Origin of the sequence: Gordonia amicalis, assembly GCF_022059885.1 — a bacterium.
Lineage (GTDB): Bacteria > Actinomycetota > Actinomycetes > Mycobacteriales > Mycobacteriaceae > Gordonia > Gordonia amicalis.
Genome location: NZ_CP091855.1, coordinates 3,875,659 through 3,890,880 on the forward strand (window position 1 = coordinate 3,875,659; position 15,222 = coordinate 3,890,880).

At 67.1% G+C, this 15,222-nt stretch carries 17 protein-coding genes and 2 pseudogenes; 10 read left to right on the forward strand and 9 right to left on the reverse strand.

Annotation, left to right across the window (positions count from 1 at the left end):
- Positions 1 to 59 precede the first annotated feature (59 nt).
- From IHQ52_RS17765 to IHQ52_RS17775, 3 genes are all read right to left on the reverse strand, one after another.
- The gene (locus IHQ52_RS17765) at positions 60 to 497 is read right to left on the reverse strand and encodes a cupin domain-containing protein (protein WP_006437189.1); all 438 of its coding nucleotides are present in this window, start codon (positions 495 to 497) and stop codon (positions 60 to 62) included.
- Positions 498 to 585: 88 nt separating this feature from the next.
- Positions 586 to 1,389, reverse strand: coding sequence for an Fpg/Nei family DNA glycosylase (locus tag IHQ52_RS17770; RefSeq protein ID WP_006437188.1), 804 nt, complete (start codon positions 1,387 to 1,389; stop codon positions 586 to 588).
- Positions 1,390 to 1,392: 3 nt separating this feature from the next.
- Positions 1,393 to 1,872: a ribose-5-phosphate isomerase gene (locus IHQ52_RS17775; RefSeq protein WP_006437187.1), complete on the reverse strand. Its 480-nt coding sequence runs from the start codon at positions 1,870 to 1,872 to the stop codon at positions 1,393 to 1,395.
- 22 nt (positions 1,873 to 1,894) lie between these two features.
- On the opposite strand from IHQ52_RS17775, the gene IHQ52_RS17780 reads away from it, so the two are divergent.
- Positions 1,895 to 2,920, forward strand: coding sequence for a M48 family metallopeptidase (locus tag IHQ52_RS17780; protein ID WP_040004839.1), 1,026 nt, complete (start codon positions 1,895 to 1,897; stop codon positions 2,918 to 2,920).
- A gap of 12 nt (positions 2,921 to 2,932) precedes the next feature.
- Here the strand turns inward: IHQ52_RS17780 and IHQ52_RS17785 are convergent, their stop codons facing one another.
- The 6 genes and pseudogenes from IHQ52_RS17785 to IHQ52_RS17800 all read right to left on the reverse strand — a co-directional run bounded on the left by IHQ52_RS17785 (position 2,933) and on the right by IHQ52_RS17800 (position 5,846).
- Complete coding sequence (locus IHQ52_RS17785) at positions 2,933 to 3,481, reverse strand: 3,4-dihydroxy-2-butanone-4-phosphate synthase (protein ID WP_006437185.1); 549 nt, start codon at positions 3,479 to 3,481, stop codon at positions 2,933 to 2,935.
- 106 nt (positions 3,482 to 3,587) lie between these two features.
- Positions 3,588 to 3,776 (reverse strand): annotated as a pseudogene (locus IHQ52_RS23795) (DUF7065 domain-containing protein); the annotation flags it as partial.
- A gap of 36 nt (positions 3,777 to 3,812) precedes the next feature.
- Entirely contained in the window at positions 3,813 to 4,127 is a 315-nt protein-coding gene (locus IHQ52_RS17790) for a hypothetical protein (RefSeq protein ID WP_006437184.1), read from the reverse strand.
- Positions 4,124 to 4,672, reverse strand: a complete 549-nt coding sequence (locus IHQ52_RS23610) for an enoyl-CoA hydratase-related protein (protein ID WP_312028952.1) — start codon at positions 4,670 to 4,672, stop codon at positions 4,124 to 4,126. The genes IHQ52_RS17790 and IHQ52_RS23610 overlap by 4 nt, the downstream gene beginning before the upstream one ends.
- Positions 4,673 to 4,848: 176 nt before the next feature.
- Positions 4,849 to 4,920: pseudogene (locus tag IHQ52_RS23615) on the reverse strand (hypothetical protein); the annotation flags it as partial.
- 101 nt (positions 4,921 to 5,021) lie between these two features.
- Complete coding sequence (locus IHQ52_RS17800) at positions 5,022 to 5,846, reverse strand: SDR family NAD(P)-dependent oxidoreductase (RefSeq protein WP_006437181.1); 825 nt, start codon at positions 5,844 to 5,846, stop codon at positions 5,022 to 5,024.
- 284 nt (positions 5,847 to 6,130) lie between these two features.
- On the opposite strand from IHQ52_RS17800, the gene IHQ52_RS17805 reads away from it, so the two are divergent.
- From IHQ52_RS17805 to IHQ52_RS17845, 9 genes are all read left to right on the forward strand, one after another.
- Positions 6,131 to 7,315, forward strand: coding sequence for a lipid-transfer protein (locus IHQ52_RS17805; RefSeq protein ID WP_006437180.1), 1,185 nt, complete (start codon positions 6,131 to 6,133; stop codon positions 7,313 to 7,315).
- Entirely contained in the window at positions 7,315 to 7,770 is a 456-nt protein-coding gene (locus IHQ52_RS17810; protein ID WP_006437179.1) for a MaoC family dehydratase N-terminal domain-containing protein, read from the forward strand. Before IHQ52_RS17805 ends, IHQ52_RS17810 begins: the two co-directional genes overlap by 1 nt.
- Positions 7,767 to 8,171, forward strand: coding sequence for a MaoC/PaaZ C-terminal domain-containing protein (locus tag IHQ52_RS17815; protein WP_006437178.1), 405 nt, complete (start codon positions 7,767 to 7,769; stop codon positions 8,169 to 8,171). The genes IHQ52_RS17810 and IHQ52_RS17815 overlap by 4 nt, the downstream gene beginning before the upstream one ends.
- Before the next feature lie 95 nt (positions 8,172 to 8,266).
- Positions 8,267 to 9,496: a TetR/AcrR family transcriptional regulator gene (locus IHQ52_RS17820; RefSeq protein ID WP_006437177.1), complete on the forward strand. Its 1,230-nt coding sequence runs from the start codon at positions 8,267 to 8,269 to the stop codon at positions 9,494 to 9,496.
- Positions 9,497 to 9,527: 31 nt separating this feature from the next.
- A complete protein-coding gene (locus IHQ52_RS17825; protein ID WP_006437176.1) occupies positions 9,528 to 10,319 on the forward strand; it encodes an SDR family NAD(P)-dependent oxidoreductase in 792 nt (263 codons plus the stop codon).
- Between the two features lie 623 nt (positions 10,320 to 10,942).
- Complete coding sequence (locus IHQ52_RS17830; protein ID WP_006437175.1) at positions 10,943 to 12,163, forward strand: cytochrome P450; 1,221 nt, start codon at positions 10,943 to 10,945, stop codon at positions 12,161 to 12,163.
- Between the two features lie 63 nt (positions 12,164 to 12,226).
- Positions 12,227 to 13,225, forward strand: coding sequence for a PDR/VanB family oxidoreductase (locus IHQ52_RS17835; RefSeq protein ID WP_006437174.1), 999 nt, complete (start codon positions 12,227 to 12,229; stop codon positions 13,223 to 13,225).
- Between the two features lie 87 nt (positions 13,226 to 13,312).
- Positions 13,313 to 14,143, forward strand: coding sequence for an SDR family NAD(P)-dependent oxidoreductase (locus IHQ52_RS17840; protein WP_006437173.1), 831 nt, complete (start codon positions 13,313 to 13,315; stop codon positions 14,141 to 14,143).
- Between the two features lie 37 nt (positions 14,144 to 14,180).
- Positions 14,181 to 15,176 (forward strand): acyl-CoA dehydrogenase family protein, encoded by a 996-nt coding sequence (locus IHQ52_RS17845; protein ID WP_006437172.1) that lies wholly within the window; start codon positions 14,181 to 14,183, stop codon positions 15,174 to 15,176.
- Positions 15,177 to 15,222: the final 46 nt, after the last annotated feature.

Sequence of the window (15,222 nt, forward strand, 5' to 3'; positions counted from 1 at the left end):
ACGTCAGACGACGCTGTGGGTTCGCTGAGATCCGCGAGCGCGTCCCCCGACGGGGAGGATCAGAGCATGCCGCCGGGTGGCGGCTTGGCGACGTAGTCGGCCGTCTCGATGATCGCGATGAAGAATCCGCTCCCCTCGATCACGTTCGCGCTGTGGACCAGTCCGGCCGGGATGTAGATGCTCGCCGGCGCCTCCACCACATACGACTCGTCGCCCAAGGTGATCTCGTACACCAGATGATCGAGGGACAGGAGGATGTTGATCTCGGGACAGTCGTGCACGTGCGGTTCGCAGTAATCCCGGTTCCCGGCCGACACGGCCCGCATCTCGTGGGCGACGACGCGCTTCTCGGCTTCGGGGAACAGATCGCCCCCGGCGAGCACGCGTCGGGTGACCGGCGCTTCGGACGCGCCGTGAAACGGCACGTCCTTCAGTGGCGAGATCTCACCGCGTGAGATCAGACCCGCGTGGACACGGGAGTCCTCGGCTATCGACACACTTCCCCCAGTCTCGGCATGGGGCGCCCTGCCCCGATCCTCCCGAGATATTACTGAGGTTTGCCTAGCCTTTCTACTCGGCGTCGCGTCACGTCTGGCAGACGGGGCACCAATAGATCTTGCGCGCATCGAGTTCGGCGAGCAGGACCGGTGTACCGCAGATGCGACACGGCTCCCCCGCCCGGCGATAGACATAGGTCCGGGGACGGTTCGCCGCATACGACGGCGCTCCGTGGTCGTCCTCAGGACGGACCACATGGATACGTCCCCGACGCACGCCAACCTTCATCAACGCCACGAGGTCGTGCCACATCTCGTCGAATTCGCTTCGGAGAAGCCGATTTCCGGGACGCATGGGATCGATCCCGGCGCGGAAGAGCACTTCGGCGCGATACACGTTCCCGATGCCCGCGATGACTTTCTGGTCCATCAGCAGCGCACCGATCGGGCGCGACGACCGGGAGATGGCCGCCCACGCCCGTTCCGGGTCGGCGTCACGGCGGAGAGGATCCGGACCCAGCCTCGCGATCAGAGCGTCGAGGTCGGTGGGGTGGTAGAGCTCACACGCCGTCGGACCGCGCAGATCGGTACCGGTCTCCTCGCTCTCGATGCGCAGCCGAACCTGTCCGACCGGTTCGGGCAACGGTGCGGTCAGCTCGGTGAAGGCACCGTAGAGGCCGAGGTGGATGTGCACCATCCGCTCGGTCCGACCGTCGCGATAGCGGTGCAGCAGGTGTTTGCCCCACGCCTCCGCAGCGTGGAAGGTCATCCCGTCCACGGCGGCCGCGCCGTCGGCGAATCGCCCCTGAGGGCTGCTCACCCGGACCCGGCGACCTCCGAAGAGTCGCTGCTGCCGGCGGGCGAGCCGGTGCAGGGTGTGGCCCTCGGGCACCGGTCAGGCCGGCGGCCGCGGGACCTCGGGAGCCACGCCGGTGCGCTCGTACTCGGCGAGGATGTCGATGCGGCGCTGGTGACGGGGCTCCTCCGACCACGAAGTGGCCAGGAAGGCGTCGACGATGGCGAGGGCTTCCTCGGTCGAGTGCATGCGCCCTCCGATGCCGATCAGCTGGGCGTTGTTGTGCTGGCGGGCGAGCTGCGCGGTCTCCACGCTCCAGGCCAATGCGCAGCGGGCGCCGGGCACCTTGTTGGCCGCGATCTGCTCGCCGTTGCCGCTTCCGCCGAGCACGATGCCCAGGCTGCCGGGATCGGCCACGGTCCGAGCCGCGGCGTCGATGCAGAAGGCCGGATAGTCGTCGAGGGCGTCGTAGACGTGGGCGCCGCAGTCCACCACCTCGTGGCCGTTCGCCTTCAGATGGTCGGCGATCTGGTTCTTGAGTTCGAATCCGGCATGGTCGGCACCGAGATAGACACGCATGGCGCCACTATAGATTGAGGGCGTGGACACGCCTGCGCCCATCCCCCGAGCGTCGATGAACCCGATCCCGAACGTGCCCGGGGTCGTCGATCCCCTCCCGGAAACAGCCCCCGATCCGTCACGACACTGGCTGCGAGCGGCCCGCTTCGCCGTGCGTCCGCAACTGCATCCCTGGGAGATCCCCGTCCTGATCCTCGTCATCCTGACCACGACGGTGCTCTACGCGGCGATCATCATCCTCGTCGCACTCGGCATGGTGAACCAGATCCTGTTGGGCGCGTTGGCCTTTCCGTTGGTGCTGTTCGTGATCCGCGGTCTCACCTATGCGACGCCGCGGGTGAACGGTGTGCAGATGACGCCCACCCAGTTCCCGGAGGGCTATCGGATGGTGGTCGAGGCCGCCGCCCGCTTCGGTCTGGAGTACGTGCCGGACGCCTACGTCGTACTCGGCAACGGGCAGATCAATGCCTTCGCGTCCGGCCACGGGTTCCGGCGATTCGTCGTGGTCTACTCCGACCTGTTCGAGGTCGGCGGTGCCGCCCGCAGCCCGGAGGCGCTGGAGTTCATCATCGGCCACGAGATCGGGCACATCGCGGCCGGTCACACGTCGTACTGGCGTCAGTTGGCGACGGTCCTCGGGACGAGCATCCCGCTGCTCGGCGGTGCCCTCTCGCGAGCACAGGAGTACAGCGCCGACAACTACGGCTACTACGCGAAACCGGTGGGCGCACCGGGGGCGATCGGTGTCCTGGCCGCCGGAAAGTACATGCTGTCCGCGGTCGATTTCGACCAGTTCGCCGACCGCGCCACCCACGAACGCGGATTCTTCGTGCATCTGGTCAACGCGGTCTCGACTCATCCGGTCCTCACCTGGCGCGCCGCGGCTCTTCGTGACCGCACCCGGGCCGGAGCGATGCTGCTCCGGCCGCGCCGGATCGTCCGCGGCGTCGGCAGCGGGAACGTCGTGGCCGTGCCGCCGCCACCGCACCCGGCCTCGGTGCCGCCCGGTTCGCTCCCGAACGGTCTCGAACTCCCGCCCCGGTTCTGAAGCGCCGAGGGGTCACGACGCCCGCAGCAGGACCTCCTCGAGGTCGGAGGTGAACACCGCGCTCAGCGCGAAATCCCGGGCGAAGACCAGTGCCTCGTCGACGCCGGCCATCGCGGTCTCGTCGACGTGAGAGACCAGTTCACACAACGCCATCGCAGGGCGGACACCGGCCGTGGCCGCGAACCGGAGGGCCGCTGCTTCCGGGCCCGGTACATCGGATCGGACCAGCAGCGGGACGACATGACCCGGCCGCGTCAGATCCGACGCCGTGGTCGTGGGGTCGGCGAGCGTGCGGACCGTGTGCGCCCGATCCGCCGCGGAGATGCCGGTCCCGATGCCCGTCGCGGCGTCGACCGCGACCGTCTGGAACGCTCCACCCGGCTGCTCGGCGAGCGGCCACATCGGCGGAAGCTGCAGTCGGACGCAATCCTCGAACGCCATCGCCACCTGCACCAGACCGGAACCGTGCCGGATGACGAATGCCAGCGATTCGGTGGTCGCCACCTCGCCGGCGAGGAGCAGATACGACCGTCCGCTGGGCGGGTCGGCGAGGACGACCACACGTCCGGCGCCGATCTCGGCGAGGGCCTGTGTAGGAAGCCCACTCGCGAGGACCCCAGGAGTGGTCCCGGAACGAGGTCACCTTGTCCAGCACCCAGGTGCGGCCGCCGACGCGGATACTCCCCGACAGGTGGCCGAACTGCTCGTAGTGGTCACTGGCGATCGTGGAACTGCCCGGGGTGCAGTCGCCGTCGCCGCGGATCGTGAACATCGGGGTCGACGCCTCATAGGACAGCGAGATCTCGCATTCCTCGGCCGGTGCGTTCTTCAGGGCGATCCGGCCGTTCTCGGCCATCAGCGACGGATGAACCACCCGCGCAACAGAATTGCGCTAGGTGATCTCGGCCTTGCGGGTGGGCTCGGTGATGACGATGTCGAGCCCCTGCCCACCGCGGAAATCGTCGTTGTCCTCCCGCTTGATCCGTCCCGCACGGAACGCGATCGCCCCGCCCGGCAGGGTCAGCTGGACCGACGTCTCGCTGTAGCCCAGTCCGGGGCGATTGCCGATGCGGACCAGTCCGCCGAGTTGCGAGATGGGATCGACGAAATTGAAGTACACACTCTCGTTGAAGTTGTGGACCCCGGCGTACTCGTGTGTGCCCTCGGCGTCGGCGCCGTACTTGCAGACGGTGAAGTCGGTCGTCATGATGATGCTCCTCGATGAGCGTCGTTGAGATCCAGGATCGACTGGTAGGCCTCGGCATCCAGCGCGGGGAAGGTCGCATCGCGATGCTCGATGAACGACATGATCCCCTCGCCGGCATCCACGGATTCGACACGTGCGGCGTACGCACGGGACTCGTCGGCCGCGGCCGCCGCCGGATGGTCGTGACGCCAGCTGTTGGCGATGAGGTGCTTGGCCAGAGCCACCGACGTCGGCGAGGTGTCCCGCACGAACTGCTGGGCGTATTCGTGGGCCGCGGCCAGCACCTGATCCGCGGGCACCACCTTGGTGAGGAATCCGGCCGCGAGGGCCTCGTCGGCTCCGAACACCCGACCGGACAGGATCCAGTCGGTGGCGCGTCCGATCCCGACCAGACGGGGCAGGAACCACGACGATCCGCCTTCGGGGACCACCCCGCGACGATTGAAGACGAACCCGAAACGCGCCTTCTCACTGGCGATCCGGATGTCCATCGCCGCGGCGATGGTCGCGCCGCCGCCGATCGCGTGCCCGTTGAACGCGGCGATGACCGGCTGCGCATGGTGAAGAGGAACTCGCTGATCCGGCCCGCGGGTTCGCGGTAACCCGTCGGGGTGTGCCCGTCGACATCCTCGGCGAGCGCCTTGGTCAGCGTGTCGGGACCGTCGAGTGCGGCCCCCACGGAGAAGGCCCTGCCCGCGCCGGTGACGATGACTGCCCGCACGTCCGGATCCTCTTCGGCGACTGCGAGCGCACGCAGCAGGTCCACCAGCATCGGCACCCGGAAGGCATTCATCCGGTCCGGCGCGTCGAGAGTGATGACCGCGACACCGTCGGCCGCCTCGTAGGAGATCTCGATGTACTCCTGCCCCGCGTGCCGGGTGTGCACGCTCGTGGTCACAGCCCGCCGCCGCAGACGATCGTCTCGCCGGTGATGTAGCTCGACTCGGGGCTGCAGAGCAGGTAGACGGCGCCGGCCGCTTCCTCGACGGTGCCGGCCCGGCCGAGCGCGATCTGCTTGGTCGCCGCCTCCATGACCGCCGGGTTGACGCCGACCTTGATGTCGCGGTCCTCGACCTTGATGGTCTTGGCCGGGGTGGTGACCGACGTCAGCCGGGTGTTGATGACGCCGTAGGCCACGGCGTTGACGGTGACGTTGTAGCGACCCCACTCCTTGGCGATCGTCTTGGTCAGGCCGATCATGCCGGCCTTGGCCGACGAGTAGTTGGCCTGGCCGGGGTTGCCCTGCAGGCCCGAGGTCGACGAGATGTTGACGACCTTGCGGCACGGGACGGCACCCTGCTCGCGCTCGCGCTTGACCGCCGCACTGATGACCGGCTGGGCCGCGCGGAGGATGCGGAACGGTGCGGTGAGGTGGACGTCGATGATGTCCTCCCACTGCTGGTCGGTCATCTTCTGGATGACGTTGTCCCACGTGTACCCGGCGTTGTTGACGATGATGTCGATACCGCCGAAGTTGTCGGTCGCAGTGGTGACGAACCGCTGGGCGAAATCCGCGTCGGTCACGCTGCCGATGCAGGACACCGCCTGTCCGCCGAGCGCCTCGATCTCGGCGATGACCTCTTTGGCGGGCTCTGGATCGAGATCGTTGACGACGACCTTCGCGCCTTCCGAGGCCAGCTTCAGCGCGACGGCCCGGCCGATCCCGCGTCCGGATCCCGACACCAGTGCCACCTTGTTCTGCAGTTTCGGCTGGTTCACGTGTTTCTCCTCGTGATTGATCGATCCCGTTCGGCGAACGGCCGGGCGTTGATCGATGGATGGTGGATGCGCCGGCGATGGTCGTCGCCGGCGGGGCTCGCGTGTGCGACACCGCCCTACATGACTTGCTGCGACGTGAGTCACAATCGTGGTGAATACTAACTACAAGCAAATCTGGAGTCAGTCCCCAGTTTTAGTCGCGATATCCGCTCGTTTGTTAGTCGTCGTTATAGTAGGCTCCACATCACACTCTTCTGAGTCTCACACAGGAAGGACGAACGCCCATGGCAAACGTCTGCATCAGCGGTGTCGGGATGGTCCCGTTCACCAAGCCCGGCAAGAGCGGCACGTACAACGAGATGGGTGCTGCGGCAACCAGATCGGCCTTGGCCGACGCCGGCCTGGACTACTCCGACGTGCAGCAGGCCTACGTCGGCTACGTGTACGGCGACTCGACGTCGGGCCAGAACGCCCTCTACGAGGTCGGCATGACCGGCATCCCGGTCGTGAACGTCAACAACAACTGTTCGACGGGTTCCTCGGCGCTCTGGCTCGCACGGCAGGCAGTCGCCTCCGGTCAGGCCGACTGCGTGCTGGCCCTCGGTTTCGAACAGATGCAGCCCGGCGCCCTCGTCAACGGTTACGGCGACCGGCCCAGTCCCACCGAACGCGGGGAGAACATCGCCGCCTCCCGCCCGAACGGTGACCAGCCTGCTCCGATGGCCGCAAAGATGTTCGGTGGGGCGGGCGTGGAGTACATGTCCCGTTACGGCGTCACCAACGAGATCTTCGGCCGGGTGTCGGTGAAGGCCCGCACGCACGCCGGCCGCAACCCGCACGCGGTGTTCCGTGACCCCATCGATCTCGACACGGTGATGAACTCCAAGCAGATCTGGGGCCCGCTCACCCTCCTCATGTGCTGCCCGCCGACCAACGGCGCCGCCGCCGCGATCGTGTGCAGCGAAGAGTTCGCACGTGCGCGCGGCATCGACTCCACCATTCGTATCCGCGCCCAGTCGCTGGTCACCGATCTGCCCGGCACCTACGACACCACCGACATGATGCGTGTCGCCGGCTACGACATGACGGCCAAGGCCGCCGCGGAGGTCTACGAGCAGTCCGGCGTCGAGCCCACCGACATCCCCGTGGTCGAACTGCACGACTGCTTCAGCACCAACGAGGTCATCACCTACGAGGGGCTGGGCCTCACCCCCGAGGGCACGGCCGAGAAGTTCATCCTCGACGGCGACAACACCTACGGCGGACGTGTGGTGACCAACCCCTCCGGCGGTCTGCTGTCCAAGGGACATCCGCTCGGCGCCACCGGTCTGGCACAGTGCGCCGAACTGGTCTGGCAGCTGCGCGGCCAGGCCGGCGACCGCCAGGTCACCGACGCCCGAATCGCGTTGCAGCACAATCTCGGACTCGGCGGCGCCTGCGTGGTCACCATGTACGAGAAGGTGTCGTGATGGGACTCGACCACGCCATCCTCGATCTGACCCCTCCCGTTGCCACCGTCGACGTGGAGCGCGGACGTATCCGGCAGTTCGCACACGCGATCGGCGAGACGAACCCGATCTACTCCGACCGCGAGGCGGCGATCGCCGCCGGCCATCCGGACGTCCTCGCACCGCCGACCTTCCTCTTCGGCCTCGAACTCGAGAATTCCGACGTCTTCGGCGATCTCGCCGCGCACGGCGTCGACCTGGGCAACGTTCTCCACGGCGAGCAGCGTTTCCGGTACTTCGCGCCGGTGCATGCCGGCGACCGGGTGCGCTTCGAGACCGCCTACGTCGATGCCTACTCCAAGGCCGGTGGCGCACTGGACTTCCTGGTGCGTCGCACGACGGTGTCGCGCGGCGACGACGTCGTCGCGGAGCTCGAAAGCGTCAGCGTCATCAAGAATCCCGGGAGTCCCTCATGAACGCACCGACAAGTGTTCCCTCGTCGATCAGCGAGCTGCGGCCGGGTGCCATCACCCGGACCACTCTCGCGCTGTTCGCGGGCGCCTCTGGGGACCACAACCCGATCCACATCGACATCGACTCCGCGAAGGCATCGGGGATGGACGATGTGTTCGCACACGGGATGCTCTCGATGGCCTACCTCGGCCGGCTCCTCACCGACTGGATCCCGCAGTCCCGGATTCTGGAGCTGACCACCAGGTTCACCGCGATCACCCCGGTCCACGCCGAGCCGGTCCTGCGCGCCGAGATCCGGGACACCGAGGTCGTCGACGGCCAGGAACGTGCCCGGCTCGACCTCGAGGTCGAACTCGCCGATGGGACGACGACGCTCAAGGGCACCGCGGTCGTCGCACTGTGAGGGCCGATTGTTAGACCTCGTTGTGCCCGGCCCGTACCTCCGGATGCGAGACTTGACACATGGCGAGCCCGCATGACGGAACAGACAGAGCAACCGTGACCTCACGGCCGAACAGAGGAGGGACGATCCCCGTTCCCACCACCACGCGTGGTCAGCAGCGGTCCGAACAGATCGTCCGGGCCGCGGCGTTCCTCTTCCAGGAGACCGGATACCAGAACGTGAGCATCGACCAGATCGGTGCCGCGGTCGGGTTGACCGGGCCTGCGGTGTACCGCCATTTCAAGGGCAAGTACGGAATCCTCGTACGCGCACTGCGCGATCAGGTCGACCTGGTGGAGCAGTTGACGTTGCACGCCGACACCACCGGGGAGACCCCCGCACAGCAACTCGAGCTGTTCCTGGACGGACTCGCCGACATCACCGCCAACGGCGACGAGTCGACGCTGTGGCGCCGCGAGCAACGCCATCTGGAGGTCGCCGAGCAACACGAGATGGTCGACTACTTCCGCGGATTCCGCGACTACATCGCCGGCAAGATCGTCGCCGCGGATCCCACCGTCACCCCCGATCGCGCCGAGCTACTCGGTTTCGCGGTCCTGACGGTGTTCTCCAATACGTCGACGATCCGCGGAAATCTCCAGCCGGACAGACTGATCCAATTGCAGAAGGCGGTCTTCCACGCGATCATCTCCTGCCCGTTGCCCGAGCCCGCTCCGGACGCGCAGCCGGAGCGGAAACCGGTCCCCTGGCGACCGGCCGGGCGGCGGGAGAGGATCATCGAGGTCTCGACGCAGTTGTTCGACGAGCGCGGCTTCTACGATGTCCGCATCGACGACATCGCCCGGGCCGCGGAGATGTCGGTGGCCACCCTGTACCAGCACGTGTCGGGCAAGGCACAGGTCCTTCGCGCCATCCTCGAGCGCGGAGCCGAAGGCCTGCTGTACGTCTCGGCCGATGCACTGGCGATGGCGGGGAATGCACACGAGGCACTCGACGCACTCATCCGCGTGTACGTCCGGCAGGCACTCGGCATCCACGGACGGATCATGCACATCCTGACACGCGACCTGCTCTACCTCTCCGAGGACGAGCAGGTCTCTCTCCGCGAGACGCAGCGCGAGTACGTCGCCGAATGGGTGGATGCCATCCGGACGCTCTCGGGAAATCTCTCGGGACCGGAGGCCAGAGCCCTGGCCCACGCCGTCATCGGCGTCCTGACCGATGTCACCCAGGCACCGGATCTCCGTGCACGACCGGGAATCGGCGACGAGCTCGTCGCCCTCGCGCATGCCATCGCACTACCGACCGAACTCATCGATTCATGAGCAGGACACAGACATAGAAGGGTACTGACAGATGTCACTCGACGAAGGACGCCACCGGAGCGACGGACGCCACGCGGTTGTCATCGGCGGAGCGTCGGGAATCGGCGCCGCGATCGCCCGCGCGTTCGCCTCGATCGGCGTCAGCGTCACCGTCGCCGACCGCAATTCCGCTCTGGCGCAAGAGGTCGCCTCCGATCTCGGACCTCTTCATGATGCCGCCGCGGTGAACGTCACCGACGAGGCCTCGGTCGCCGCGCTCCTCGAGACCGCGCGCGAATCCCACGGACGTCTCGACATAGTGGTGAACAGCGCCGGCATCACCGCGGCGGGCGCCGTCACCGACCTCGACGCCGAGCGCTTCCGTCGTGTCGTCGACGTCTGCCTGAACGGCGCCTTCCTCGTCATCAAGCACGCCGGGCGGGTCCTCGACGAGGGCGGGTCGATCATCTCGCTGTCGTCGCTGAACGCGCGGCAGCCAGCCACCGGGATGGCCGCGTACGGCTCCGCGAAGGCCGGCCTCGGGATGCTCACCGAGATCGCCGCGCTCGAGCTCGCCGAGCGCGGAATCCGTGTCAACGCAATCGCTCCGGGACTCGTCCACACACCGCTGACCAACCCCTCCATGTCCGTCCCCGGACTCGAAGAGGATTACCTCGACAACACGCCCCTCGGCCGCCCCGGCACGCCGGAGGACATCGCCGAGGCCGCGGTTTATGTGGCCGGCGCATCGTGGCTCACCGGCGTCACCCTCGATCTCAACGGTGGCGCACATCTGAAGTGTTATCCCGACCTCCTCGGTCACCTCACCCGCGCCGCCGTCTGACGGCGGCCGCATCCGGACCCGTTCCGCCCCACCCTGATCCGAGAGAACCGGCACGGCCAACCCCTGCTGCACTCGCACCTCGTCGAAGGGTCGGGTTGCTTCGCCCGTCCCCACTCGCGGCGTCCTCCACGACGGCCGGCAGGCCGGCCACGGCACCGAGGTGGGTGTGACGGGCATTTCGTCGTACCTGGTCGACTCGCCCGCGCTCCCGGCTCCGGCCGCACGGCCGCGGCACCCATCCCCGCACACTTTCACAATTGTTACTAACTTCAGCGCCTCTCCAAACGTCTCCGGCGGTCCACGGGGCCGGGTCGTGACAGCCCGAATCGCCCCGTCCGCAACGTGCACAAACTTCCGTTAACCAAGTTCAGACGCATTTTTCTGCTTCCGTACCGACCGTGCGACACACCGGCGCCGCAAATCTCAGCAATCAAGATGGCCCAAACTCATTGACGATCCACGTCGAGCATGCGACGATATGACCGTTAACACAACGTGTGACCCATCGCACAGCAGATCACGAGGGTGAGCTACTCCCCCGTGAGTCGACTGCAGTCAGTTCCAGGTCCTCTCACGGACCTCCGTCGATACGACGACGTCCCCATCCCGATTCAGGAGAACTCATGACGACTCAGCCCGAGACCGTGTACGCCCCCGACGAATCCGGCGAACTCCCCTCGTACCCGTTCGGCCGCAAGAAGTGTCCGTTCAGCCTCGCCGAGGAGTACCAGGACTTCTCCGATGATCGCCTCCGCAAGGTCGACTTCAACGGCACCCCTGCCACTCTCGTCACCGGCTACAACAACGTCCGCTCGGTTCTGGGCGACCCCCGCATGAGCGTGCGCGGCATCGACGACGCCTCGCGCGGCGATGCCGGCGAAGCGGCAGTGCCGGGCTTCTTCGTCGCCATGGACCCGCCGGAGCACGACGATCTCCGCCGGGTCCTGGCCCGCGAGTTCACCCCCCGCCGCATGAAGGCCATGCGCGAGAACGTCGAGCGGATCGCCAACGAGCTCATCGACGAGATGCTCACCTCGACCGAACCGGTCGATCTGGTGGAATCCCTTGCTCTTCCGCTGCCGTCACTGGTCATCTGTGAGCTGCTCGGCGTCCCCTACGACAAGCACGACTTCTTCCAGGAGCAGACCCGCGCGGTCCTCGCCAGCGGCAGCACCCCCGAGGACATCGCCGCCGCGATCGGTGCCGTCATGGGCTACCTCGGTGAGCTCGTCACCATCAAGATGACCGAGCCCGGTGACGACCTGTTGAGCCTGCTCACCAAGCACATCGAGTCCGGCGCCGTCTCCGTGCCCGACGTCGTCGGCATGGCGAGCCTGCTGCTCATGGCCGGCCACGAGACCACCGCGAACATGATCGGCCTGGGCACCTTCGCGCTGCTCGAACACCCTGACCAGCTGGCTGCACTGCGCGAGGACCCGTCCCTGATGCCGCAGGCCATCGAGGAACTGCTGCGTCACCTCGACATCATCAGCAACCTCCCGCGGATGGCGACCGAGGACATCGAGATCGAAGGACAGACCGTTCCCGCCGGTTCGCTGGTGATGGTCTCCACCGAGGCCGGCAACCGCGACCCCGCGGTCTTCGAGGACCCGGACCGTTTCGACATCCACCGCGACGCCAGCCGGCACCTGACCTTCGGTCACGGAATCCACACCTGCCTCGGCGCGCCGCTGGCCCGCCTCGAGCTCGACGTCGTCTTCACGACGCTCCTCGAGCGCATCCCGACGCTGCGCCTGGCGGTTCCCGCCGATCAGGTCCAGATCAAGGGCGACGCGCGGATCCGAGGTGCCCACTCGGTGCCGGTCACCTGGGATCGAGCCTGATCACCGCGCCACCGGTCGCGCTGATCACCTGAGAAGACAACGGATTTCGACGAAAGGCATGATGTGACACGGGCGGATGGAACCCGCACGGGCGGAACCCGTCTCGGTGAGGACCTCGCCGACGACCTCGACGTCGTCGTGGCACAGTCCATCACCGTCGCCAAGGACATCAAGGCACTGACCCTGCAGTCCGCCGACGGGGCTCCGCTGCCCGCGTGGCAGCCGGGCGCCCATGTCGACGTCATCCTTCCGTCGGGAGCCGTGCGTCAGTACTCGCTGTGCGGCGACCCCGAAGACAACCACTCGTGGCGCATCGCGGTGCTCCGGGAGGCCATCGGCCGCGGCCGCGGCGGCTCGGAGTACATCCACACCGACGTCCACACCGGCAACGAACTACGGGTCGGGTTGCCGCGCAACAATTTCGAGCTCGTCGATGCGCCGGCGTTCGTCTTCGTCGCGGGCGGGATCGGGATCACACCGATCCTGCCGATGATCGCCGATGCACAGCGGCGCGGGGTCCCCTGGCGACTGGTCTACGGCGGCCGGAGCGCCGAGACCATGGCGTTCCGCGACGAGCTCGAGGTGTACGGCCCGAAGGTCGCGATCTACACCGACGACGGCGACGGACCGATCGATCTCGAGCGTGAGCTCACCGGCCTCGCGGACGGCACCGCCGTCTACTGCTGCGGGCCCGCGGGATTGCTGGAGGCGATCGAGCGTCTTCACAAGGACGGTGTCGTCGCGTCGCTGCACACCGAACGGTTCGCCGGCGGCAACGCATCGTCGGCAGACGACCACGAGTTCGAGGTGGTACTCGCCAGGCAGGGCAAGAGCTTCACCATCAAACCCGGCGAGAGCATCCTCGGCACCCTGGAGTCCAACGGGATCGACGCCCTGTCCTCCTGCCACCAGGGCATGTGCGGACGGTGCGAGGTCGATGTCCTCGACGGCATCCCCGATCACCGTGACTCGATCCTCACCCTCGAGGAGCGGGCCACCAACGAGTTCATGCTCATCTGCGTATCACGCTGTGTCGGAGACCGTCTGGTCATCGACCTGTGACGCCGGACCACTGAAAACCGGACCTCCGGACCCGGACACCGGGCCGGACCGCCACCACAGAGAACAACCATCCGAAGGAGAATCACCATGGGACGTGTGCAGGGGAAGGTCGCGATCGTCACCGGCGCGACGTATGTCGACGCGGGCGGTCTGAACATCGGAGGTGCCACCGCCACCGAGCTCGCCGCCGAGGGTGCGAAGGTCGTCGTCGCCGACATCAACGTCGCGGGCGCCGAGGCACTCGCGAAGATCCTCAACGACAAGTTCGGCGAGAACACCGTTCTCCCTTACGGACTCGACCTCCGCAACGAGTCCGAGATCGAGGCCCTGATCGCCCAGACCGTCTCGACCTTCGGGACGATCGACGTCGTCGTCAACAACGCGGGCATCTTTCCCGGTGACGACGTCGACGTGGCGAACATGACCATCGAGGCGTGGGACAACGTCATGGCCGTCAACGTTCGGGCCGCGATGCTGATGACCAAGCACGCCCTGCCGCACCTGCGCAAGAACGGCGGCTCGGTCATCAACACCTCGTCCACGCACGCCATGGCCGGCGACAGCAGCCTCACCGGTTACGGCGCGAGCAAGGCCGCACTGATCGCGCTGACCAAGTTCACCGCCACCCAGTACGGCAAGGAGGGCGTGCGCTGCAACGCGATCCTGCCGGGAACCACGACAACTCCTCCGGCACAACAGCTCCCGCAGGTGATCAAGGACATCTACATCAGCCACACCCCCAACCCGGACCTCAACGGCCCCACCGAGCTGGCCAAGGCGTACCTGTTCCTGGCGTCGGACGACTCGCGCGGGATCAACGGCGAGGCGATCCGCGTCGACGGCGGCCTGCTCGCCCACCAGCCGTTCGTCGCCGACATGGTGCGTTTCGGTCAGATGACCGCCGGCGCCAACGAGTGACCCCCACCTCGACCCCCCACTTCCGAAAGGCATTGTCATGACCCAGACCCTGAGCCGGGAAACCACCACCGGCGAGACTTCCGAGGCGAACGCGGCCGACTACCTCGCACGGGTTCGCGAGATCACCCCGCTGATCCGCGCCGAGGCCGAGACGATGGAGCGCGAGCGCAAGCTCACCCCCGCGGTCGCCCAGGCCTTCGAGGACAAGCAGCTCCACATGGCGCTCGTGCCCACCGATCTCGGCGGAGGCGGCCTGAGCCCGAGCCAGGGCATGCATCTCTACGAGGAGATGGCCAAGGCCGACGCCTCGACCGCATGGGCGTACATGGCGTCGTCCTGGGCCACCGCAGAGGTGCTCGGCTACCTCGAGCCGACCGTCATCGAGAAGCTGCTGGCGCAGCCGGGCGGTTTCATCATGGCCGGTCAGCTCCTGCCGCGGCATCCCGGTGTCCAGGTCGACGGCGGGTACATCATCAACGGCGACTTCTCCTTCGCCAGCGGTTCCGATCACGCCAACTGGATGGGTGCCGGCTTCTTCGTCGCCGACGCCGACGGCAACCCGATCCTCGGCGAGAACGGCCAGCCGCAGGCACGCGTCGCGATGATGCCCAAGGACCAGGTCGACCTGAAGTACAACTGGGACGTCTGGGGCCTCGCCGGAACCGGTAGCCACGACTACTCCATCTCGGAGAACTTCGTTCCGGCCGAGTACACGATCCCGACCTTCGGGGGCACCCCGACCCGCTCGGACATCATGTACAAGCTGTCCAACGAGTTCGTCGGCGGCTCGGTCACGCCGGAAGACCTCGCGCGGGGCAGCCAAATGCTCGCGTGGATTCACGAGGTCACCGACCAGGTCGTGGCCTTCGCGCACCGCTGGGGCGGCAGCCGCAGCATCGGACGCACCAGCGAGCTCGGTCGCTACGTCCGTGACATGCACGTGGCCACCCAGCACCTGCTGGTCGATCCCAAGATGATGGTCGACGCGGCCGCAGTGCTCCTGCCGATCTACGCCGAGGCCGCCAAGGCCTGAGGACCGGCGCCAGAAGAAACTCTGGGGTGGCGGGACCGGGTGCTCA

Excerpts from the sequence above, each read along its gene's own strand:
- IHQ52_RS17815 (WP_006437178.1), top strand. The coding sequence starts at position 7,767 with ATGAACGCACCGACAAGTGTTCCCTCGTCGATCAGCGAGCTGCGGCCG.
- IHQ52_RS17775 (WP_006437187.1), bottom strand. The coding sequence starts at position 1,872 with ATGCGTGTCTATCTCGGTGCCGACCATGCCGGATTCGAACTCAAGAAC.
- IHQ52_RS17810 (WP_006437179.1), top strand. The coding sequence starts at position 7,315 with ATGGGACTCGACCACGCCATCCTCGATCTGACCCCTCCCGTTGCCACC.
- IHQ52_RS17825 (WP_006437176.1), top strand. The coding sequence starts at position 9,528 with ATGTCACTCGACGAAGGACGCCACCGGAGCGACGGACGCCACGCGGTT.
- IHQ52_RS17845 (WP_006437172.1), top strand. The coding sequence starts at position 14,181 with ATGACCCAGACCCTGAGCCGGGAAACCACCACCGGCGAGACTTCCGAG.
- IHQ52_RS17830 (WP_006437175.1), top strand. The coding sequence starts at position 10,943 with ATGACGACTCAGCCCGAGACCGTGTACGCCCCCGACGAATCCGGCGAA.
- IHQ52_RS17840 (WP_006437173.1), top strand. The coding sequence starts at position 13,313 with ATGGGACGTGTGCAGGGGAAGGTCGCGATCGTCACCGGCGCGACGTAT.
- IHQ52_RS17805 (WP_006437180.1), top strand. The coding sequence starts at position 6,131 with ATGGCAAACGTCTGCATCAGCGGTGTCGGGATGGTCCCGTTCACCAAG.
- IHQ52_RS17790 (WP_006437184.1), bottom strand. The coding sequence starts at position 4,127 with ATGACGACCGACTTCACCGTCTGCAAGTACGGCGCCGACGCCGAGGGC.